Origin of the sequence: Streptococcus sp. k-378 (genome assembly GCF_013277505.1) — a bacterium.
GTDB lineage: Bacteria > Bacillota > Bacilli > Lactobacillales > Streptococcaceae > Streptococcus > Streptococcus pseudopneumoniae.
In genome coordinates this window covers 1-22,418 of sequence record NZ_VMNC01000053.1, presented here as the reverse complement: position 1 = coordinate 22,418, position 22,418 = coordinate 1, and the positions used below count along the sequence as shown (strand labels likewise).

Annotated in this window: 21 protein-coding genes and 3 pseudogenes; 21 read left to right on the top strand and 3 right to left on the bottom strand. The window is 41.6% G+C overall.

All coding sequences use genetic code 11. The features are described 5' to 3' along the window. Nucleotides 1–128 precede the first annotated feature (128 nt). Nucleotides 129–792, bottom strand: a pseudogene (locus HT719_RS12025) (choline-binding protein C); the annotation flags it as partial. 138 nt (nucleotides 793–930) lie between these two features. Next, nucleotides 931–1,740, bottom strand: coding sequence for a Cof-type HAD-IIB family hydrolase (locus HT719_RS06470; RefSeq protein ID WP_023932748.1), 810 nt, complete (start codon nucleotides 1,738–1,740; stop codon nucleotides 931–933). Between the two features lie 218 nt (nucleotides 1,741–1,958). On the opposite strand from HT719_RS06470, the gene HT719_RS06465 reads away from it, so the two are divergent. After that, complete coding sequence (locus HT719_RS06465) at nucleotides 1,959–2,630, top strand: CPBP family intramembrane glutamic endopeptidase (protein WP_172928601.1); 672 nt, start codon at nucleotides 1,959–1,961, stop codon at nucleotides 2,628–2,630. Between the two features lie 109 nt (nucleotides 2,631–2,739). On the opposite strand, the pseudogene HT719_RS06460 reads toward HT719_RS06465, so the two are convergent. Beyond that, a pseudogene (locus HT719_RS06460) lies at nucleotides 2,740–2,880 on the bottom strand (AraC family transcriptional regulator); the annotation flags it as partial. On the opposite strand from HT719_RS06460, the gene HT719_RS06455 reads away from it, so the two are divergent. The 20 genes and pseudogenes from HT719_RS06455 to HT719_RS06360 all read left to right on the top strand — a co-directional run bounded on the left by HT719_RS06455 (nucleotide 2,873) and on the right by HT719_RS06360 (nucleotide 22,233). Then, nucleotides 2,873–3,781: a LysR family transcriptional regulator gene (locus tag HT719_RS06455; RefSeq protein WP_001025694.1), complete on the top strand. Its 909-nt coding sequence runs from the start codon at nucleotides 2,873–2,875 to the stop codon at nucleotides 3,779–3,781. The pseudogene HT719_RS06460 and the gene HT719_RS06455 overlap by 8 nt on opposite strands. Then, on the top strand, nucleotides 3,778–4,239 hold the full coding sequence (gene lspA, locus HT719_RS06450) for a signal peptidase II (RefSeq protein ID WP_119943275.1): 462 nt from the start codon (nucleotides 3,778–3,780) through the stop codon (nucleotides 4,237–4,239). The genes HT719_RS06455 and lspA overlap by 4 nt, the downstream gene beginning before the upstream one ends. Beyond that, nucleotides 4,229–5,116, top strand: coding sequence for an RluA family pseudouridine synthase (locus HT719_RS06445; RefSeq protein WP_050975840.1), 888 nt, complete (start codon nucleotides 4,229–4,231; stop codon nucleotides 5,114–5,116). The genes lspA and HT719_RS06445 overlap by 11 nt, the downstream gene beginning before the upstream one ends. A 2-nt stretch (nucleotides 5,117–5,118) precedes the next feature. After that, the gene (cbpE, locus tag HT719_RS06440; protein ID WP_172928599.1) at nucleotides 5,119–7,002 is read left to right on the top strand and encodes a phosphorylcholine esterase CbpE; all 1,884 of its coding nucleotides are present in this window, start codon (nucleotides 5,119–5,121) and stop codon (nucleotides 7,000–7,002) included. Between the two features lie 100 nt (nucleotides 7,003–7,102). Beyond that, a complete protein-coding gene (gene proB / locus HT719_RS06435; RefSeq protein WP_220476039.1) occupies nucleotides 7,103–8,212 on the top strand; it encodes a glutamate 5-kinase in 1,110 nt (369 codons plus the stop codon). 9 nt (nucleotides 8,213–8,221) lie between these two features. After that, nucleotides 8,222–9,481 (top strand): annotated as a pseudogene (locus HT719_RS06430) (glutamate-5-semialdehyde dehydrogenase); the annotation flags it as partial. A 6-nt stretch (nucleotides 9,482–9,487) separates the two neighbouring features. After that, entirely contained in the window at nucleotides 9,488–10,285 is a 798-nt protein-coding gene (gene proC, locus HT719_RS06425; protein WP_172928604.1) for a pyrroline-5-carboxylate reductase, read from the top strand. A gap of 228 nt (nucleotides 10,286–10,513) precedes the next feature. After that, on the top strand, nucleotides 10,514–11,152 hold the full coding sequence (gene tmk, locus HT719_RS06420; RefSeq protein WP_172928597.1) for a dTMP kinase: 639 nt from the start codon (nucleotides 10,514–10,516) through the stop codon (nucleotides 11,150–11,152). Continuing rightward, nucleotides 11,149–12,039 (top strand): DNA polymerase III subunit delta', encoded by an 891-nt coding sequence (locus HT719_RS06415; RefSeq protein ID WP_172928596.1) that lies wholly within the window; start codon nucleotides 11,149–11,151, stop codon nucleotides 12,037–12,039. Before tmk ends, HT719_RS06415 begins: the two co-directional genes overlap by 4 nt. A 39-nt stretch (nucleotides 12,040–12,078) precedes the next feature. Further along, on the top strand, nucleotides 12,079–12,396 hold the full coding sequence (gene yabA / locus HT719_RS06410; RefSeq protein ID WP_000358228.1) for a DNA replication initiation control protein YabA: 318 nt from the start codon (nucleotides 12,079–12,081) through the stop codon (nucleotides 12,394–12,396). A 2-nt stretch (nucleotides 12,397–12,398) separates the two neighbouring features. Continuing rightward, a complete protein-coding gene (rsmI, locus tag HT719_RS06405) occupies nucleotides 12,399–13,277 on the top strand; it encodes a 16S rRNA (cytidine(1402)-2'-O)-methyltransferase (protein ID WP_172928594.1) in 879 nt (292 codons plus the stop codon). A gap of 284 nt (nucleotides 13,278–13,561) precedes the next feature. Beyond that, entirely contained in the window at nucleotides 13,562–14,896 is a 1,335-nt protein-coding gene (gene trmFO / locus HT719_RS06400) for a methylenetetrahydrofolate--tRNA-(uracil(54)-C(5))-methyltransferase (FADH(2)-oxidizing) TrmFO (protein WP_000083709.1), read from the top strand. 83 nt (nucleotides 14,897–14,979) lie between these two features. After that, nucleotides 14,980–15,717, top strand: a complete 738-nt coding sequence (gene pyrH, locus HT719_RS06395; protein ID WP_172928592.1) for a UMP kinase — start codon at nucleotides 14,980–14,982, stop codon at nucleotides 15,715–15,717. An 8-nt stretch (nucleotides 15,718–15,725) separates the two neighbouring features. Then, complete coding sequence (gene frr, locus HT719_RS06390) at nucleotides 15,726–16,283, top strand: ribosome recycling factor (protein WP_001262225.1); 558 nt, start codon at nucleotides 15,726–15,728, stop codon at nucleotides 16,281–16,283. 59 nt (nucleotides 16,284–16,342) lie between these two features. After that, nucleotides 16,343–17,197 carry an RNA-binding virulence regulatory protein CvfB gene (cvfB, locus tag HT719_RS06385; RefSeq protein ID WP_023941393.1) on the top strand — a complete coding sequence of 285 codons (855 nt, stop codon included), beginning with the start codon at nucleotides 16,343–16,345 and terminating at the stop codon, nucleotides 17,195–17,197. A gap of 8 nt (nucleotides 17,198–17,205) precedes the next feature. Further along, nucleotides 17,206–17,421: a YozE family protein gene (locus tag HT719_RS06380; protein ID WP_001232084.1), complete on the top strand. Its 216-nt coding sequence runs from the start codon at nucleotides 17,206–17,208 to the stop codon at nucleotides 17,419–17,421. 84 nt (nucleotides 17,422–17,505) lie between these two features. After that, nucleotides 17,506–18,510: a PhoH family protein gene (locus tag HT719_RS06375; RefSeq protein WP_023941392.1), complete on the top strand. Its 1,005-nt coding sequence runs from the start codon at nucleotides 17,506–17,508 to the stop codon at nucleotides 18,508–18,510. A 212-nt stretch (nucleotides 18,511–18,722) separates the two neighbouring features. Further along, nucleotides 18,723–19,292 carry a GNAT family N-acetyltransferase gene (locus HT719_RS06370; protein ID WP_023941391.1) on the top strand — a complete coding sequence of 190 codons (570 nt, stop codon included), beginning with the start codon at nucleotides 18,723–18,725 and terminating at the stop codon, nucleotides 19,290–19,292. A gap of 66 nt (nucleotides 19,293–19,358) precedes the next feature. Beyond that, nucleotides 19,359–20,009, top strand: a complete 651-nt coding sequence (locus HT719_RS06365) for a helix-hairpin-helix domain-containing protein (protein ID WP_023941390.1) — start codon at nucleotides 19,359–19,361, stop codon at nucleotides 20,007–20,009. Continuing rightward, nucleotides 19,993–22,233: a DNA internalization-related competence protein ComEC/Rec2 gene (locus HT719_RS06360; protein ID WP_100104609.1), complete on the top strand. Its 2,241-nt coding sequence runs from the start codon at nucleotides 19,993–19,995 to the stop codon at nucleotides 22,231–22,233. The genes HT719_RS06365 and HT719_RS06360 overlap by 17 nt, the downstream gene beginning before the upstream one ends. Nucleotides 22,234–22,418: the final 185 nt, after the last annotated feature.

The following is a 22,418-nucleotide window of genomic DNA, read 5'->3' as shown; positions in this document are numbered from 1 at the left end:
GTTTCAGTTTGTTATAAACACCTAAGATAAGAGCTATACTAGGTAAATAAAAATCTCTATACTATTTGAAAGTGAAGACTACTCACTGTGAGATAGTATAGAGCCTTTTTGTTGTAGTTAAACCATCCTACCCATTCCCCATTGTAATTAACACGGTAACCGTCTGGTGTAGTCGTATTGATTGCTAGAGCACCAGAGCTATAGGCATAGTACCATTTGCCAGATACCTTCATCCAGCCTGTTTTCATAGCACCTGAACCGTCGAGATAGTACCAAGTCTCACCGTCTTTCAACCAACCTGTTTGCATCCAGACTGAACTATCGAAGCGATACCAGATATTATCTAATTTTGCCCACTGATTGTAAGGGTAAGATCCCATCAAGTTGCATAAACTACCAACGCGAGCCAGCTTGTCGCCAAAAACCCATACTTTTACCTACTTCTTGCATTTGGTTAAAGAAATTGTAGGAATTATTCGTTGTACTCTTATTTTCATTTTTGATTTTATGAGTTCCGATAGCCTTCAAATTTTTGTCAAAAAGATTCGCCTTAGTCGCAAATGTTTGAATCTGAGAAGAGTAGGCTTCTATGTATTGAATGGCTTTTCCATAACCACCAGCTAATTCTTCAGAGCCACCAGATGATGTTCCGAAACTTTGTGCAACGGTAATCCATCCATTTTGAGTGACAGGGTTTTCAAAGGCTGCCAAACCCATATAGGTCAATTCTGAATTGATTAAGGATTCGTAGTGTCCAGTTTGATCAGAGACATTTGCTCCGCTACGAGATTTATACTCATCTACTTTCAAAAAGCATTCTAGTCCATCGTTAATCGGAGATGGACTAGAATGCTTTTTGAAAGTAGATGAGTATTAAAATATTAGCAAAAAAGCAAATAGCAGTAACTTCTGTCTATTTGCTTTTCTTTTTTATAGAATATATTTCTCAATAGCACGCGCAACGCCGTCTTCTTCGTTGCTTGAGGTAACGGCATCCGCAAGAGATTTGACATAATCGCTGGCATTTCCCATTGCAATCCCAAGCCCTGCAAATTGGAGCATTTCGATATCGTTATTAGCATCGCCCATGGCCATAATCTCTGAGGAATCAATCTTCAAAATCTCAGCTAGTCGTGAAAGAGCAGTAGCCTTTGTCGTTCCAAGCGGCATTGCTTCATAAATGACAGGCTGCGAACGAACTCCACTGAATCGTTGGCAAAGCTCTTCAGCAAAACGCTGCTCAAAATCGTCTGTTTGGCTCTCTGTTCCTAAAAACATACCTTGGAACATACGAAACTTGCCACTAGTCGCTTCCTCAAGAGAAATTTCAGTCAGGTCTGAAAAGACTAGTTTGGCATCATTTTGAATGATTTCATTAGGTTTGCCACCGAGGACAAAATAATGTTCCTCATCAAAAAGAGTCAACTGAACATCACTTTTTTCAGCTAGGTCATAGAGGTATTCGATGTCTGCTGGACTAAGTTCTTGCCAGTCAACCAAGCCCCAGTCGCTAGTCTGGTGAGTTGAACAACCGTTGTTAACAATCACATACTCATTCTGGAGATCAAGCCCCAGTTTTTTGTAGTAGGGGAGGACACCGAAAAGCGGGCGACCCGTACAGAGAACCAATTTGACACCTTTTTCAATGGCTTTGTGAATAGCAATAATGTGAGCTTGTGGGATTTCCTTGGCTTCATTGAGGAGGGTTCCGTCCATATCCAAGGCTAGTAGTTTAATCATAAGACTTCCTTCTTTATCTTTTGGTATTATTATAGCATATTTTGGAGAAGAAATTGATAGGAAGCTTGGGGCTAATTGATTTTACAGTTTAGGATGTTTTGATGACAATTCATGATTTGAAGAGGATATTTGGCCAAGATATGCTATACTAAACTTGTGATTCAATTAAGCAAACCATTCTATTCAATAAGCTAGTCAAGGAAAACAGAGGATTCAATATGAAAAAACGGGCTATTCAAATTTTACTAGCATTGTCCTTAATTTATTACAAATCAACTTGGTTTTGGGGGCTTTTCAATTATCTCGCAAAGCCCTATCTACCAGCAAGTCGTGAATTTTTTCAGATTCTGCTTTTGATGGAGAGTGGAGTTCTTTTATTAGCGGTCATCTATCTACTAGTTGTTGCAGGAAAGAAGATTTTTCATTTCAAGTGGCAGTTGAGGTACTTTATCTACCTTTTACTGGGCTACATCATTTCGTATATGTCTGACTTTCTCTTTTCGTATTTCATATCCCCACCTTCAAATCAAATTTCTTTGAATGAAACGATAGAAATGATAGGGAGACAGGAATTACCCTATTTCTTGCTCATAGCTTGCTTCATCGGCCCTATTGCTGAGGAGTTGATTTATCGCGGTGTGCTTATGACAACCTTTTTCAAAAACTCGCCTTGGTACGGAGATGTCTTGCTTTCTGCTATTATTTTCGGTTATATTCATATCAATTTTGCTTTAACTCCTCTTGCTTTTTTCATTTATGCTAGCGGAGGGCTTATTTTGGCTCTATTGTATCGCATGACTAAAAATCTCTACTATCCAATACTAGTTCATATTTTCATCAATATCACTGCCTTCTGGAATGTATGGTTACTCCTATTTTCAGGAAGTTAGCTTACTAAAACAATGTCGGAACTTTCCGGCATTTTCTTTTTTTCACAAATAGTCAACGTTTTTCTTTTCGATATTGGAGTGGTGTGTATCCAGTTATTTTTTTGAATTAATTTTGAAAATAAGGGTGGCTTGAGAAAGGCAGATAGTGAAGATAGTTAAGAAGAATAGGATGTTCTTTTTTCTTTTTTGGAAAACTTCTAAAATATGGTATAATGAAAAGATAAAGAAGTTGGGGGTAGAAGATGAACATTCAACAATTACGCTATGTTGTTGCCATTGCCAATAGTGGCACTTTCCGTGAAGCTGCTGAAAAGATGTATGTTAGTCAGCCGAGTCTGTCCATTTCTGTTCGTGATTTGGAAAAAGAGTTGGGCTTTAAGATTTTCCGTCGGACCAGCTCAGGGACTTTCTTGACCCGTCGTGGTATGGAATTCTATGAAAAAGCGCAAGAATTGGTTAAAGGATTTGATATTTTTCAAAATCAGTATGCCAATCCTGAAGAAGAAAAAGATGAATTTTCCATTGCCAGTCAGCACTATGACTTCTTGCCACCAACCATTACGGCCTTTTCAGAACGTTATCCTGACTATAAGAACTTCCGTATTTTTGAATCAACTACTGTTCAAATCTTAGACGAAGTAGCGCAAGGGCACAGTGAGATTGGGATTATCTACCTCAACAATCAAAATAAAAAGGGGATTATGCAACGGGTTGAAAAGCTAGGTCTGGAAGTCATTGAATTGATTCCCTTCCATACCCATATTTATCTCCGCGAGGGGCATCCTTTGGCTCAGAAAGAGGAATTGGTCATGGAGGATTTAGCGGATTTACCAACGGTTCGCTTCACTCAAGAGAAAGACGAGTACCTTTATTATTCGGAGAACTTTGTTGATACCAGTGCAAGCTCGCAGATGTTCAATGTGACAGACCGTGCTACCTTGAATGGTATTTTGGAGCGGACGGACGCTTATGCGACAGGTTCTGGATTTTTGGATAGTGACAGTGTGAATGGCATTACAGTTATTCGTCTCAAGGATAATCTAGATAATCGCATGGTCTATGTTAAACGTGAAGAGGTGGAGCTTAGTCAAGCTGGGACTCTCTTTGTAGAAGTTATGCAAGAATATTTTAATCAGAAGAGGAAATCATGAAAAAAAGAGGAATAGTGGCAGTCGTTGTACTGCTTTTGATTGCGCTGGATCAGTTAGTCAAATCCTATATCGTCCAGCAGATTCCACTGGGTGAAGTACGCTCTTGGATTCCCAATTTCGTTAGCTTGACCTACCTGCAAAATCGAGGTGCAGCCTTTTCTATCTTACAAGATCAGCAGTTGTTATTTGCTATCATTACTCTGGTCGTCGTGGTAGGTGCCATTTGGTATTTACATAAATATATGGAGGACTCACTCTGGATGGTCTTGGGTTTGACCTTGATTATCGCAGGTGGTCTTGGAAACTTTATTGACAGGGTCAGTCAGGGCTTTGTTGTGGATATGTTTCACCTTGACTTTATCAATTTTGCAATTTTCAATGTGGCAGATAGCTATCTGACTGTTGGAGTGATTATTTTATTGATTGCAATGCTAAAAGAGGAAATAAATGGAAATTAAAATTGAAACTGGTGGCCTGCGTCTAGATAAGGCTTTGTCGGATTTGACAGAATTATCACGCAGTCTCGCGAATGAACAAATCAAATCAGGCCAGGTCTTGGTCAATGGTCAAGTCAAGAAAGCTAAATACACAGTCCAAGAGGGCGATGTCGTCACTTACCATGTGCCAGAACCAGAGGTTTTAGAGTATGTGGCTGAGAATCTTCCGCTAGAAACCATCTACCAAGATGAGGACGTGGCCGTCGTTAACAAACCTCAGGGGATGGTTGTGCATCCGAGTGCTGGTCATACTAGTGGAACCCTAGTAAATGCCCTTATGTATCATATTAAGGACTTGTCTGGTATCAATGGGGTTTTGCGTCCGGGAATTGTTCACCGTATTGATAAGGATACGTCAGGTCTTCTTATGATTGCTAAAAATGATGAGGCGCATCTAGCACTTGCTCAAGAACTGAAGGATAAAAAGTCTCTCCGCAAATATTGGGCGATTGTTCATGGAAATCTACCCAATGATCGCGGTGTCATTGAAGCGCCGATTGGCCGGAGTGAAAAAGATCGTAAGAAACAGGCTGTGACTGCTAAAGGTAAGCCTGCAGTAACTCGTTTCCACGTCTTGGAACGCTTTGGCGATTATAGCTTAGTGGAGTTGCAACTAGAGACAGGGCGTACCCATCAGATTCGTGTCCACATGGCTTATATCGGTCATCCAGTTGCTGGGGATGAAGTCTATGGTCCTCGTAAGACACTTAAGGGGCATGGACAATTTCTTCATGCCAAGACTCTAGGTTTTACTCATCCGAGAACAGGTGAGACCTTAGAATTTACAGCAGATATCCCAGCAATTTTTAAGGAAACATTGGAGAGATTGAGGAAGTAATAATGAAAAAGAAATTGATTAGTTTAGCACTTGCAGGCGCTTTTTTAGGTTTGTCATGGTATGGGAATGTTCAAGCTCAAGAAAGTTCAGGAAATAAAATCCACTTTATCAATGTTCAAGAAGGTGGCAGTGATGCGATTATTCTTGAAAGCAATGGGCATTTTGCCATGGTGGATACAGGAGAAGATTATGATTTCCCAGATGGAAGTGATTCTCGCTATCCATGGAGAGAAGGAATTGAAACGTCTTATAAGCATGTTCTAACAGACCGTGTCTTTCGTCGTTTGAAGGAATTGGGTGTCCAAAAGCTTGATTTTATTTTGGTGACCCATACCCACAGTGATCATATTGGAAATGTTGATGAATTACTGTCTACCTATCCAGTTGACCGAGTTTATCTTAAAAAATATAGTGATAATCGTATTACTAATTCTGAACGTCTATGGGATAATCTGTATGGCTATGATAAGGTTTTACAGACTGCTGCAGAAAAAGGTGTTTCAGTTATTCAAAATATTACACAAGGAGATGCTCATTTTCAGTTTGGGGACATGGATATTCAACTCTATAACTATGAAAATGAAACTGATTCATCAGGTGAATTAAAGAAAATTTGGGATGACAATTCTAATTCTTTGATTAGTGTAGTGAAAGTCAATGGTAAGAAAATTTACCTCGGAGGAGATTTGGATAATGCTCATGGAGCAGAAGACAAGTATGGACCTCTCATTGGAAAAGTTGATTTGATGAAGTTTAATCATCACCATGATACCAACAAATCAAATACCAAGGATTTTATTAAAAATTTGAGTCCGAGTTTGATTGTTCAAACTTCGGATAGTCTACCTTGGAAAAATGGTGTTGATAGTGAGTATGTTAATTGGCTCAAAGAACGAGGAATTGAGAGAATCAACGCAGCCAGCAAAGACTATGATGCAACAGTTTTTGATATTCGACAAGACGGTTTAGTAAACATTTCAACTTCCTACAAGCCTATTCCAAGTTTTCAAGCTGGTTGGCATAAGAGTTCATATGGAAACTGGTGGTATCAAGCGCCTGATTCTACAGGAGAATATGCTGTCGGTTGGAATGAAATTAAGGGTGAATGGTATTACTTTAACCAAACGGGTATCTTATTACAGAATCAATGGAAAAAATGGAACAATCGTTGGTTCTATTTGACAAACTCTGGTGTTGCTGCTAAAAATTGGAAGAAAATCGCTGGAATCTGGTATTATTTTAACAAAGAAAACCAGATGGAAATTGGTTGGATTCAAGATAAAGAGCAGTGGTATTATTTGGATGTTGATGGCTCTATGAAGACAGGTTGGCTTCAATATAAGGGGCAATGGTATTACTTTGCTCCATCAGGGGAAATGAAAACGGGCTGGGTAAAAGATAAAGAAGCCTGGTACTATATGGATTCTACTGGTATCATGAAGACAGGTGAGATAGAAGTTGCTGGACATCATTACTATCTAGAAGAATCAGGAGCTATGAAGCAAGGCTGGCTTAAAAAGGCAAATGATTGGTATTTCTACAAGACAGATGGTTCACGAGCTATAGGTTGGATTAAAGACAAGGATAAATGGTACTTCTTGAAAGAAAATGGTCAATTACTTGTGAATGGTAAGACACCAGAAGGCTATACTGTGGATTCAAGTGGTGCCTGGTTAGTGGATGTTCCGATCGAGAAATCTGCTACAATTAAAACTACAAGTCATTCAGAAATAAAAGAATCCAAAGAAGTAGTGAAAAAGGATCTTGAAAATAAAGAAACGAGTCAACATGAAAGTGTTACAAATTCTTCAACTAGTCAAGATTTGACATCCTCAACTTCACAAAGCTCTGAAACGAGTGTAAACAAATCGGAATCAGAACAGTAGTAGAAAAGAAGGTTTTGGGGCCTTCTTTTTCCTATCAACTCTTTTCTATTTCCTGTTATTCATGTTATAATGGATAAATATGAATAATCGGAGTGAGACTATGAAATACAAACGGATTGTCTTTAAGGTGGGTACTTCTTCTCTGACAAATGAGGATGGAAGTTTATCACGTAGTAAGGTAAAGGATATTACCCAGCAGTTGGCTATGCTGCACGAGGCTGGTCATGAGTTGATTTTGGTGTCTTCAGGTGCCATTGCGGCTGGTTTTGGAGCCTTAGGATTTAAAAAGCGTCCGACTAAAATTGCTGATAAACAGGCTTCAGCAGCGGTAGGACAAGGGCTTTTGTTGGAAGAATACACGACCAATCTTCTCTTGCGCCAAATCGTTTCTGCACAAATCTTGCTAACCCAGGATGACTTTGTAGATAAGCGTCGTTATAAAAATGCCCATCAGGCTTTGTCGGTTTTACTTAGCCGTGGGGCGATTCCTATCATCAATGAGAATGATAGTGTTGTTATTGATGAGCTCAAGGTTGGGGACAATGATACTCTGAGTGCACAGGTGGCGGCCATGGTCCAAGCAGACCTTTTGATCCTCTTGACAGACGTAGATGGTCTCTATACAGGAAATCCTAATTCAGATCCAAGAGCCAAACGTTTGGAGCAAATCGAGACTATCAATCGTGAGATTATCGATATGGCCGGTGGAGCTGGTTCGTCAAACGGAACTGGGGGCATGTTAACCAAAATCAAAGCTGCAACTATTGCGACAGAATCGGGTGTTCCTGTTTATATCTGCTCATCCTTGAAGTCAGATGCCATGATTGAAGCGGCTGAGGAGACCAAGGATGGTTCCTACTTTGTTGCGCAAGAGAAGGGGCTTCGTACCCAGAAACAATGGCTGGCCTTTTATGCTCAGAGTCAAGGTTCTATTTGGGTTGATAAAGGGGCTGCGGAAGCTCTCTCTCAACATGGAAAGAGTCTTCTCTTATCTGGTATCGTTGAAGCAGAAGGCGCCTTTTCTTACGGTGATATCGTGACAGTATTTGACAAGGAAAGTGGAAAATCACTTGGAAAAGGGCGTGTGCAATTTGGTGCATCTGCTTTGGAGGATATGTTGCGTTCTCAAAAAGCCAAGGGTGTCTTGATTCACCGTGATGACTGGATTTCCATTACTCCTGAAATCCAACTACTCTTTACAGAATTTTAGAGGTAAACTATGGTAAGTACACAAGAACAATTTGAACAGGTACAGGCTGTTAAAAAATCGATCAACACAGCTAGTGAAGACGTGAAAAACCAAGCCTTGCTAGCCATGGCTGATCACTTAGTGGCTGCTACTGAGGAGATTTTAGCGGCAAATGCCCTCGATATGGAAGCGGCCAAGGGTAAAATCTCAGATGTGATGCTGGATCGTCTTTATTTGGATGCAGGGCGTATAGAAGCGATGGCAACTGGTATTCGTGAAGTGGTTGCCTTACCAGATCCAATCGGTGAAGTTTTAGAAACCAATCATCTTGAAAATGGTTTGGTTATCACCAAAAAACGTGTGGCTATGGGTGTTATTGGTATTATCTATGAAAGCCGTCCAAATGTGACGTCTGACGCGGCTGCTCTGGCTCTCAAGAGTGGAAATGCGGTTGTTCTTCGTAGTGGGAAGGATGCCTATCAAACAGCTCATGCTATTGTCACAGTCTTGAAGAAGGGCTTGGAGACAACGACTATTCACCCAGATGTGATTCAACTGGTGGAAGATACTAGCCGAGAAAGCAGCTATGCCATGATGAAGGCCAAGGGTTATTTAGATCTTCTCATTCCTCGTGGAGGAGCTGGCTTGATCAATGCCGTGGTTGAGAATGCTATTGTGCCTGTTATCGAGACAGGAACTGGGATTGTCCATGTTTATGTCGATAAGGACGCAGATGAGGACAAGGCTCTGTCTATCATCAACAATGCCAAAACCAGTCGTCCTTCTGTCTGCAATGCCATGGAGGTTCTACTTGTTCATGAAGACAAGGCAGCAAGCTTCCTTCCTCGCTTGGAGCAAGTTCTAGTTGCAGAGCGTAAAGAAGCTGGGTTGGAACCAATTCAATTCCGCCTAGATAGCAAAGCAAGCCAGTTTGTTTCAGGTCACGCAGCTGAAGCACAAGACTTTGACACCGAGTTTTTAGACTATGTATTAGCTGTTAAGGTTGTGAGCAGTTTAGAAGAAGCGGTTGCCCATATTGAAACCCACAGTACCCATCATTCGGATGCCATTGTGACGGAAAATGCTGAAGCTGCAGCATACTTTACAAATCAAGTGGACTCTGCAGCGGTTTATGTCAATGCCTCAACTCGTTTTACTGATGGAGGTCAATTTGGTCTTGGTTGCGAAATGGGGATTTCAACTCAGAAACTGCACGCGCGTGGTCCAATGGGCTTGAAAGAGTTGACCAGCTACAAGTATGTGGTTGCTGGTGATGGGCAGATAAGGGAGTCAGAGATGAAGATTGGATTTATCGGCTTGGGGAATATGGGTGCTAGTTTGGCCAAAGCTGTCTTGCAGGTCAAGACAGGTGATCAGATTCTCCTTGCCAATCGTAGTCAAGCCAAGGTGGATGCTTTCATCGCCAACTTTGGTGGTCAGGCTTCCAGCAATGAAGAAATTTTTGCAGAAGCAGATGTGATTTTTCTAGGAGTGAAGCCTGCTCAGTTTTCTGAACTGCTTTCTCAATACCAGACCATCCTTGAAAAACGAGAAAGTCTTCTTTTGATTTCCATGGCAGCTGGATTGACCTTGGAAAAACTCGCTAGTCTTCTGCCAAGTCAGCACAGAATTATTCGTATGATGCCCAATACCCCTGCTTCTATTGGTCAAGGAGTGATTAGTTATGCCTTGTCTCCTAATTGCAGGGCTGAGGACAGTGAGCTCTTTTGTCAGCTTTTAACTAAGGCTGGTCTCTTGGTTGAACTAGGAGAAGGCTTAATCGATGCGGCGACAGGTCTTGCAGGCTGTGGACCGGCTTTTGTCTATCTCTTTATTGAGGCCTTGGCAGATGCGGGTGTTCAGACGGGATTACCGCGAGAAACAGCATTGAAAATGGCAGCTCAAACTGTGGTAGGAGCTGGGCAATTGGTCCTAGAAAGCCAGCAACATCCTGGAGTTTTGAAAGATCAAGTTTGTAGTCCAGGCGGTTCGACTATTGCTGGCGTAGCAAGCTTAGAAGCGCATGCTTTTCGAGGCATAGTCATGGAGGCAGTTGGTCAAGCCTACAAACGAACACAAGAATTAGGTAAATAAGAGGTAGTTTTATCTGCCTCTTTTATGGTGGTTGATACTCTTCGAAAATCTCTTCAAACTGCGTCAGCTTCCATCTACAACCTCAAAACAGTATTTTGAGCAACCTGCGGCTAGCTTCCTAGTTTGCTTTTTGATTTTCATTGAGTATGAAATGAGAAGACAAAAAGATTGTCACAAACCCCTATTTTTTTGATAGAATAGAAGTAGTAAAAAAGAAATGAGTTAGACATGTCAAAAGGATTTTTAGTCTCTCTTGAGGGACCAGAGGGAGCAGGCAAGACCAGTGTTTTAGAGGCTCTGCTACCAATTTTAGAGGAAAAAGGAGTAAAGGTGCTGACGACCCGTGAACCTGGCGGAGTCTTGATTGGGGAGAAGATTCGGGAAGTGATTTTGGATCCAAGTCATACTCAGATGGATGCTAAAACAGAGCTACTTCTCTATATTGCCAGTCGCAGACAGCATTTGGTGGAAAAAGTTCTTCCAGCCCTTGAAGCTGGCAAGTTGGTCATCATGGATCGTTTTATCGATAGTTCTGTTGCCTATCAGGGATTTGGTCGTGGCTTAGATATTGAAGCCATTGACTGGCTCAATCAGTTTGCGACAGATGGCCTCAACCCCGATTTGACACTCTATTTTGACATCGAGGTGGAAGAAGGGCTGGCTCGCATTGCTGCGAATAGTGACCGCGAGGTCAATCGTCTGGACTTGGAAGGGTTGGACTTGCACAAGAAAGTCCGTCAAGGCTATCTTTCTCTCCTGGAAAAAGAAGGAAATCGCATTGTCAAGATTGATGCTAGTCTCCCCTTGGAGCAAGTTGTGGAAACTACCAAGGCTGTCTTGTTTGACGGAATGGACTTGGCCAAATGAAACAAGATCAACTAAAGGCTTGGCAACCAGCTCAGTTTGACCGTTTTGTCCGTATCTTAGAACAAGACCAGCTCAATCACGCCTATCTCTTTTCAGGTTTCTTTGGAAGCTTGGAAATGGCGCAATTTTTAGCTAAGAGCCTCTTTTGTACGGATAAAGTTGGCGTCTTACCATGTGAGAAATGCCGAAGTTGCAAGCTGATTGAACAGGAAGAGTTTCCAGATGTCACCTTGATTAAGCCAGTCAATCAGGTCATCAAGACAGAACGCATTCGGGAATTGGTGGGACAGTTTTCTCAAGCAGGGATTGAAAGCCAGCAACAGGTCTTTATTATCGAGCAAGCGGATAAAATGCATCCCAACGCAGCCAATTCTCTGCTCAAGGTCATCGAAGAACCCCAGAGTGAAGTTTATATTTTCTTCTTGACCAGCGATGAGGAAAAGATGTTACCGACAATCCGAAGTCGGACTCAGATCTTCCACTTTAAAAAGCAAGAAGAAAAACTTATCTTACTCTTAGAACAAATGGGACTTGTTAAGAAAAAAGCGACTCTTTTAGCTAAGTTTAGTCAATCGCGAGCTGAAGCAGAAAAGTTGGCTAATCAGGCAAGTTTTTGGACCTTGGTCGATGAAAGTGAACGCCTGCTGACTTGGTTAGTAGCTAAGAAAAAAGAAAGTTATCTACAGGTTGCCAAATTAGCCAACTTGGCAGATGACAAGGAAAAGCAGGATCAGGTTTTACGGATTCTTGAAGTTCTCTGTGGGCAGGACCTCTTGCAGGTAAGAGTAAGAGTGATTTTACAAGATTTACTAGAAGCTAGAAAAATGTGGCAAGCTAATGTCAGCTTTCAAAATGCCATGGAATATCTGGTCTTGAAAGAAATGTAAACTCAAAAATGAACGATAATGAAAGGAAAGGGCTGTTTTATGGACAAAAAAGAATTATTTGACGCGCTGGATGATTTTTCCCAACAGTTATTGGTAACCTTGGCCGATGTGGAAGCCATCAAGAAAAATCTCAAGAGCCTGGTAGAGGAAAATACAGCTCTTCGCTTGGAAAATAGTAAGTTGCGCGAACGCTTGGGTGAGGTGGAAGCAGACGCTCCTGTCAAGGCTAAGCATGTTCGCGAAAGTGTTCGTCGCATTTACCGTGATGGATTTCACGTATGTAATGATTTTTATGGACAACGTCGAGAGCAGGACGAGGAATGTATGTTCTGTGATGAGTTGTTATACAGGGAGTAAGCATGCAGATTCAAAAAAGTTTTAAGGGGCAGTCTCCCTATGGCAAGCTGTACTTAGTGGCAACGCCGATTGGCAATTTAGATGATATGACCTTTCGAGCTATTCAGACCTTGAAAGAAGTGGACTGTATTGCTGCTGAGGACACGCGCAATACAGGGCTTCTGCTCAAGCATTTTGACATTTCTACTAAGCAGATTAGTTTTCATGAGCACAATGCCAAGGAAAAAATTCCCGATTTGATTGGTTTCCTGAAAGCAGGACAAAGCATTGCTCAGGTATCCGACGCGGGTCTGCCTAGCATCTCAGACCCTGGTCATGATTTGGTTAAGGCAGCCATTGAGGAAGAAATTGCGGTTGTGACTGTTCCAGGTGCTTCTGCAGGAATTTCTGCCTTGATTGCCAGTGGTTTAGCACCACAGCCACATATCTTTTATGGTTTTTTACCGAGAAAATCAGGCCAGCAGAAGCAATTTTTTGACTCAAAAAAAGACTATCCTGAAACTCAGATTTTCTATGAATCGCCCCATCGTGTGGCAGATACGTTGGAAAATATGCTAGAAGTCTATGGTGACCGCTCGGTGGTCTTGGTTAGAGAATTGACCAAAATCTATGAAGAATACCAACGCGGTATCATTTCTGAGTTATTAGAAAGCATTGCTGAAACGCCACTCAAGGGAGAATGCCTTCTCATCGTTGAAGGTGCCAGTCAAGATGTGGAGGAAAAAGACGAGGAGGACTTGTTCTTAGAAATCCAAGCCCGTATCCAGCAAGGCATGAAGAAAAATCAAGCCATTAAGGAAGTCGCTAAGATTTACCAGTGGAATAAGAGCCAGCTTTACGCAGCCTACCATGACTGGGAAGAAAATCAAGAAAATGACTAAACAGGGAAGTTTGCCTTCTTCCCTTTTTTTGTTATACTAGTAGAAGAAAAAATTAGAAAGATTTGTGGGAGTGAAAAAGTCCGGGGGACTTTTTCAGCCTGAGCCAAGAAACTCGAGAGCGAGGAAAGTCTGGGGGACTTTTTCAGCCTGAGCCAAGAAATTCGAGAGCGAAGTAAGTCCAATGGACTTTTTCAGCCTGAGCCAAGAAACTCGAAAGCTCGTAAGTCTGATTGGCTTTTTCAATGTGAATCTTAACTTCACACTCCCAAAGAGGTATTAGTGTCGTGTCTCAATCTTATATCAATGTTATCGGTGCTGGTTTGGCAGGTTCTGAAGCAGCCTACCAAATCGCAGAGCGTGGTATTCCAGTTAAACTTTATGAAATGCGTGGTGTCAAGTCAACACCCCAGCACAAAACAGACAATTTTGCTGAGTTAGTTTGTTCTAATTCTCTTCGTGGGGATGCTTTGACAAATGCAGTTGGTCTTCTCAAGGAAGAAATGCGTCGCTTGGGTTCTGTTATTTTGGAATCTGCTGAGGCTACACGTGTTCCTGCAGGTGGTGCGCTTGCGGTGGACCGTGATGGTTTCTCCCAAATGGTAACCGAAAAAGTTGCCAACCATCCCTTGATTGAAGTCGTTCGTGATGAAATTACAGAATTACCAACTGATGTAATCACAGTTGTCGCTACTGGTCCTTTGACTAGCGATGCCTTGGCTGAAAAGATTCATGCCCTTAATGACGGTGATGGTTTCTATTTCTACGATGCGGCAGCCCCTATTATCGACGTCAACACTATCGATATGAGCAAGGTCTATCTCAAGTCTCGTTATGATAAGGGAGAAGCCGCTTATCTCAACGCTCCAATGACCAAGCAAGAGTTTATGGATTTCCATGAAGCCTTGGTTAATGCGGAAGAAGCACCGCTCAATTCTTTTGAAAAAGAAAAGTATTTTGAAGGCTGTATGCCTATCGAAGTCATGGCCAAACGAGGTATTAAAACCATGCTTTATGGCCCTATGAAACCAGTGGGGCTTGAGTATCCGGACGACTACACAGGACCTCGTGATGGAGAATTCAAAACACCTTATGCGGTTGTGCAACTGCGTCAGGACAATGCAGCTGGTAGCCTCTACAATATCGTCGGTTTCCAGACCCACCTCAAATGGGGAGAGCAAAAGCGTGTTTTCCAAATGATTCCAGGTCTTGAAAATGCTGAGTTTGTTCGTTATGGTGTCATGCACCGCAATTCTTATATGGATTCACCAAATCTTCTTGAGCAAACCTATCGTTCCAAGAAACAGCCAAACCTCTTCTTTGCTGGTCAAATGACGGGTGTGGAAGGCTATGTAGAGTCAGCAGCGTCAGGATTAGTTGCGGGAATTAACGCGGCTCGTCTTTTCAAGGGAGAAAGCGAGGCTATTTTCCCAGAGACAACAGCGATTGGAAGTCTGGCTCATTACATCACCCATGCGGACAGCAAACATTTCCAACCAATGAATGTCAATTTCGGTATTATCAAGGAGTTGGAAGGCGAACGTATCCGTGATAAGAAGGCTCGTTATGAAAAAATTGCTGAGCGTGCTCTTAGCGACTTAGAGGAATTTTTAACTGTCTAATTTTTTTCAAAGAATTGCTCATGATACTATAAAAATCTTAGAAATTGTGATAAAATAGGTAGGATAAAAGAAGGAGAGTGAAAATGGCGAATCCCAAGTATAAACGTATTTTAATCAAGTTATCAGGTGAAGCTCTTGCAGGTGAACGTGGCGTAGGGATTGATATCCAAACAGTTCAAACAATCGCAAGAGAGATTCAAGAAGTTCATAGCTTAGGTATCGAAATTGCCCTTGTTATCGGTGGAGGAAATCTCTGGCGTGGAGAACCTGCTGCAGAAGCAGGAATGGACCGCGTTCAGGCAGATTACACAGGAATGCTTGGGACTGTTATGAATGCTCTTGTGATGGCAGATTCATTGCAACAAGTTGATGTCGATACGCGTGTGCAAACTGCCATTGCTATGCAACAAGTGGCAGAACCTTATGTCCGTGGACGTGCTCTTCGTCATCTTGAAAAAGGCCGTATTGTTATCTTTGGTGCTGGAATTGGTTCACCATACTTCTCAACAGATACAACTGCGGCCCTTCGTGCAGCTGAAATCGAAGCAGATGCCATCCTCATGGCTAAAAATGGCGTCGACGGTGTTTACAATGCCGATCCTAAGAAAGACAAGACAGCCGTTAAGTTTGAAGAATTGACCCACCGTGACGTTATCAATAAAGGTCTCCGTATCATGGACTCAACAGCTTCAACCCTCTCAATGGATAACGACATTGACTTGGTTGTCTTCAACATGAACCAACCAGGCAACATCAAACGTGTCGTATTTGGTGAAAATATCGGAACAACAGTTTCAAATAATATCGAAGAAAAGGAATAAGAAAGATTATGGCTAACGCAATTATTGAAAAAGCTAAAGAGAGAATGACCCAGTCTCACCAATCACTTGCTCGTGAATTTGGTGGTATCCGTGCTGGTCGTGCCAATGCAAGCTTGCTGGACCGTGTACATGTAGAATACTACGGAGTAGAAACTCCTCTTAACCAAATCGCTTCAATTACGATTCCAGAAGCGCGTGTTTTGTTGGTAACACCATTTGACAAATCTTCATTGAAAGACATCGAACGTGCCTTGAACGCTTCTGATCTTGGTATCACACCAGCTAACGACGGTTCTGTTATTCGTTTGGTTATCCCTGCACTTACAGAAGAAACTCGTCGTGACCTTGCTAAAGAAGTGAAGAAGGTCGGTGAGAATGCTAAAGTGGCTGTCCGTAATATCCGTCGTGACGCTATGGATGAAGCTAAGAAACAAGAAAAAGCAAAAGAAATCACTGAAGACGAATTGAAGACTCTTGAAAAAGACATTCAAAAAGTAACAGATGATGCTGTTAAACACATCGACGACATGACTGCCAACAAAGAGAAAGAACTCTTGGAAGTCTAAAAATAAACAGAAAAACTCAGTTGGCATTGCTGGCTGAGTTTTGTTCGAAAGAAGGAAATATGAATACAAATCTTGCAAGTTTTATCGTTGGACTCATCATCGATGAAAACGACCGTTTTTACTTTGTGCAAAAGGATGGCCAGACCTATGCTCTTACCAAGGAAGAAGGTCAACATACAGTAGGGGATACGGTTAAAGGTTTTGCCTACACGGATATGAAGCAAAAACTCCGCTTGACAACTCTAGAAGTGACTGCCACTCAGGACCAATTTGGTTGGGGACGTGTCACAGAAGTTCGTAAAGACTTGGGTGTCTTTGTGGATACAGGCCTTCCTGACAAGGAAATCGTTGTGTCACTCGATATTCTCCCTGAGCTCAAGGAACTCTGGCCTAAGAAGGGTGATCAACTCTACATCCGTCTTGAAGTGGACAAGAAAGATCGTATCTGGGGACTCTTGGCTTATCAAGAAGACTTCCAACGTCTGGCTCGACCTGCCTACAACAACATGCAGAACCAAAACTGGCCAGCCATTGTATACCGCCTCAAGCTGTCAGGAACTTTTGTTTACCTGCCAGAAAATAACATGCTTGGTTTTATCCATCCTAGCGAGCGCTATGCAGAGCCACGTTTAGGGCAAGTTTTAGATGCGCGTGTCATTGGTTTCCGCGAAGTGGACCGCACTCTGAACCTCTCCCTCAAACCACGTTCATTTGAAATGTTGGAAAATGATGCCCAGATGATTTTGACTTATTTGGAAAGCAATGGCGGTTTCATGACCTTGAATGATAAGTCATCTCCAGATGACATCAAGGCAACCTTTGGCATTTCTAAAGGTCAGTTCAAGAAAGCTTTAGGTGGTCTTATGAAGGCTGGTAAAATCAAGCAAGACCAGTTTGGGACAGAATTGATCTAGGGTGACATATGAGAAAATCATTTTACACTTGGCTCATGACCGAGCGCAATCCTAAAAGTAACAGTCCCAAAGCTATCCTAGCAGACCTAGCCTTTGAAGAATCAGCTTTTCCAAAACACACAGATGATTTTGATGAGGTGAGTCGCTTTTTGGAAGAACATGCCAGTTTCTCTTTTAACCTAGGAGACTTTGACGCTATCTGGCAAGAATACTTAGAACACTAGCATGATTCATTGGGTTTGGGCTAGTAATTTCTCCATCCCTTTGCTATAATAAAAAGAAATAAAAGGATTAGAGAGGTTCTTTATTTGAAGGAACATTCAATAGACATTCAACTGAGTCATCCAGATGACCTGTTTCATCTTTTTGGTTCCAATGAGCGCCATCTTCGTTTGATGGAAGAAGAGCTTGATGTGGTGATTCATGCTCGTACAGAGATTGTCCAGGTTTTGGGAGAAGAGTCTGCCTGTGAGGAAACCCGTCAAGTTATTCAAGCCTTGATGGTTTTGGTAAATCGTGGAATGACAGTCGGCACACCAGATGTAGTGACTGCGATTAGCATGGTCAAAAACGATGAAATCGACAAATTTGTCGCCCTTTATGAAGAAGAAATTATCAAGGATAATACAGGGAAGCCTATCCGTGTCAAAACACTAGGTCAAAAACTTTATGTGGACAGTGTTAAACAGCATGATGTGACCTTTGGAATTGGGCCAGCAGGTACAGGGAAGACCTTTCTTGCAGTGACCTTAGCAGTGACTGCACTTAAACGTGGGCAGGTCAAGAGGATTATCTTGACACGTCCAGCGGTGGAAGCAGGAGAGAGTCTAGGTTTTCTTCCGGGTGATCTTAAGGAGAAGGTAGATCCTTACCTTCGACCTGTTTATGATGCTTTGTATCAGATTCTGGGGAAAGACCAAACAACTCGACTCATGGAGCGTGAAATTATCGAAATTGCTCCCCTTGCCTATATGCGTGGACGGACCTTGGATGATGCCTTTGTCATTCTCGATGAGGCGCAAAATACGACCATTATGCAGATGAAGATGTTTTTGACTCGTTTAGGTTTTCATTCTAAGATGATTGTCAATGGAGATATCAGTCAGATTGACCTGCCACGCAATGTCAAGTCCGGTTTGATTGATGCCCAAGAGAAACTCAAGAACATTCACCAGATTGACTTTGTTCATTTTTCAGCCAAGGATGTGGTTCGCCACCCAGTTGTCGCTCAGATTATCCGAGCTTATGAACCAGAACCGGTTAAAAAAGAAGAGAGTGAAGAATTAGATCCTCAACCTCTATATGAAGGATAGTTCTTTTGTACTTAAAGTTATCTCAATACTAAATCTATAGTAGATTGAAGCTAGAATAGTACGTTGTGACTGCTAAAACATTTTTAGAAATTAATTTGACTTTCCTGATTGATTTGTTTATATCTTATTTCAATCTACTATAAGTTTGCTTTTTAAATGTTTTATTCAATATCCTTATATTAGATTAGAAAGGTTTCAAGTGGAAGAAACGTATGGAATCAATCTTTTTAAAACTAGCTCAGTATCCCATAGTCGAGACAGAGCGTTTGTTGCTTAGACCTGTAACTTTGAATGATGCGGAAGCAATGTTTGACTATGCCTCGGACAAGGATAATACACGTTACACTTTTTCAACCAATCAAAATGTAGAAGAAACCAAGAATAATATTGCTCAGTTCTACTTGGCTAATCCCTTGGGACGCTGGGGGATTGAATTAAAAGATAACGGCAAGTTTATCGGAACCATTGACTTGCACAAGATTGATCCTGTTCTTAAGAAGGCAGCTATTGGCTACATTATCAATAAAAAGTATTGGAATCAAGGATTGACGACAGAAGCCAATCGTGCCGTAATTGAGCTAGCTTTTGAGAAGATAGGAATGAATAAGTTAGTTGCTTTACACGATAAGGCTAATCCCGCGTCAGGAAAGGTCATGGAGAAATCAGGCATGCGTTTTTCCCACGAAGAAGCTTATGCTTGTATGGACCAGCATGAAGAAGGCCGAATCGTGACAAGAGTTCATTATGCCTTGACCAAGGAAGACTATTTTGCAAATAAATAAGCAGTTGATAAGAAATTTTCGACTGTTTTTTCTTCCTCTTACGAATAATCTAAGAGAGGAGAAAATATGGAAGCAATTATCGAGAAAATCAAAGAGTATAAAATCATTGTCATCTGTACTGGTCTGGGCCTGCTTGTAGGCGGATTTTTCCTGCTAAAACCAGCTCCACAAACACCTGTAAAAGAAAGGAATTTACAGGCAGAAGTTGTAGCTGTTTCCAAGGATTCATCGACCGAAAAGGAAGTGAAAAAGGAAGAAAAGGAAGAACCTGTTGAAAAAGATTTAATCACAGTAGATGTAAAAGGAGCTGTTAAAGCACCAGGAATTTATGATTTGCCTGTAGGTAGTAGAGTCAATGACGCTGTTCAGAAGGCTGGTGGCTTGACAGAGCAAGCAGACAGCAAGTCGCTTAATCTAGCTCAGAAAATTAGTGATGAGGCTCTGGTTTATGTTCCAACTAAGGGAGAAGAATCAGCTAGTCAGCAGGCAGGTTCTGGGACGGCTTCTTCAACAAGCAAGGAAAAGAAGGTCAATATTAACAAGGCCAGTCTGGAAGAGCTTAAACAGGTCAAGGGACTGGGAGGAAAACGAGCTCAGGACATTATCGACCATCGTGAGTCAAATGGGGAATTCAAGTCAGTAGACGAGCTCAAAAAGGTCTCTGGCATTGGTGCCAAGACTATAGAAAAGTTAAAAGACTATGTTACAGTGGATTAAGAATTTCTCTATTCCCCTAATTTACCTGAGTTTTCTATTGCTCTGGCTTTACTACGCCATTTTTTCTTCATCCTATCTTGCTTTGTTGTGCTTTGTTTTTCTGCTAGTCTGTCTCTTTATCCAATTTCCGTTGAAGTCTGTTGGAAAAGTTCTAGTAATTTGCGGAATCTTTGGATTTTGGTTTCTGTTTCAAAATTGGCAACAGAGTCAAGCGAGTCAACATTTGGCGCATTATGTTGAAAGGGTACGGATTTTGCCTGATACTATTAAGGTTAATGGTGATAGCTTATCCTTTCGTGGCAAGTCTGATGGACGTATTTTTCAAGTTTATTATAAACTCCAGTCCGAGGAGGAGAAAGAAGCCTTTCAAGCCTTGACAGACCTTTATGATATAGAACTAGAAGGGAAGCTTTCGGAGCCAGAAGGGCAGAGAAATTTTGGTGGCTTTGACTATCAAGCCTATCTGAAGACTCAGGGGATTTACCAGACTCTCAATATCAAAAGAATCCAGTCGCTTCAAAAAGTCGGCAGTTGGGATATAGGTGAAAACCTGTCCAATTTACGCCGTAAGGCTGTAGTTTGGATTAAGACGCATTTTCCAGACCCTATGCGCAATTACATGACAGGTCTCTTGTTAGGGCATCTGGACACAGATTTTGAGGAGATGAATGAGCTTTATTCCAGTCTAGGAATTATCCACCTCTTTGCCTTGTCGGGTATGCAGGTAGGCTTTTTCATGGATGGATTTAAGAAACTTCTCTTTCGATTGGGCTTGACCCAAGAAAAGTTGAAATGGCTGATTTATCCCTTTTCCCTTATCTACGCAGGGCTGACAGGATTTTCAGCCTCGGTCATTCGCAGTCTCCTGCAAAAGTTACTGGCTCAACATGGTGTTAAGGGCTTGGATAATTTTGCCTTGACGGTGCTTGTCCTCTTTATTGTCATGCCAAACTTTTTCTTGACAGCAGGAGGAGTCTTGTCCTGTGCTTATGCTTTTATCCTGACCATGACCAGCAAAGAAGGGGAGGGGCTCAAGGCTGTTACTAGTGAAAGTCTAGTCATCTCCTTGGGCATATTGCCCATTCTATCCTTCTATTTTGCGGAATTTCAACCTTGGTCTATCCTTTTGACCTTTGTCTTTTCCTTTCTTTTTGACTTGGTCTTCTTACCGCTCTTGTCTATCTTATTTGTCCTTTCCTTTCTCTATCCAGTCATTCAGCTGAACTTTATTTTTGAATGGTTGGAGGGGATGATTCGCTTGGTATCACAGGTGGCAAGTAGACCTCTGGTCTTTGGACAACCCAATGCATGGCTGTTGATACTACTATTAATTTCCTTGGCTTTGGTCTATGATTTGAGGAAAAATATTAAAAGGCTAGCAGTATTGAGCTTATTGGTTACAGGTCTCTTTTTCCTTACCAAGCATCCACTGGAAAATGAAATCACTATGATGGATGTTGGGCAAGGCGAAAGTCTTTTCCTACGGGATGTAACTGGTAAAACCATTCTCATAGATGTAGGTGGCAAGGCAGAATCTGATAACAAAATCGAAAAATGGCAAGAAAAGACGACGACCAGCAATTCACAGAGAAACTTGATACCCTATCTTAAAAGTCGAGGAGTGGCCAAGATTGACCAGCTGATTTTGACAAATACGGACAAGGAACATGTTGGAGATTTGTTGGAGGTGACCAAGGCTTTCCATGTAGGCGAAATTTTAGTGTCCAAAGGTAGTTTGAAACAGAAGGAAATTGTTGCAGAACTACAGGCAACTCAAACCAAGGTACGCAGTGTGACAACAGGAGAGAACTTGGCAATTTTTGGGAGTCAGTTAGAAATCCTATCTCCAAGGAAAATGGGAGATGGAGGTTATGATGATTCCCTAGTTCTGTATGGGAAACTTTTGGATAAGTACTTTCTCTTCACAGGAAATTTGGAGGAGAAAGGAGAGAAGGACTTGCTGAAGCAATATCCTGACCTAGAGGTGGATGTTTTGAAAGCTAGCCAACATGGCTCTAAAAAATCATCAAGTTCAGCCTTTCTAGAACAGCTCAAACCAGAGATCACTCTCATCTCAGTTGGAAAGAACAATCGAACGAAACTCCCCCATCAGGAAACTTTGACCCGACTGGAAGGTATCAATAGCAAAGTTTACCGAACTGACCAACAAGGAGCTATACGGTTTAAAGGTTGGAAAAGTTGGGAAATAGAAAGTGTTCGATAGGAAAGATAAATATTATTATTAGACTTCCTGCGAAACAAAATATGGTATAATCCCGACTTTATCACTTAATTCTCCGCCGACCTTACTTAATCCCTTGGTACATCTGGATTTTCCGACTATTTTTCAACTTTTTTGTTTGTTGTATATGGTTATGTATGTTATAATGGAGTATGGCATTTATTAAA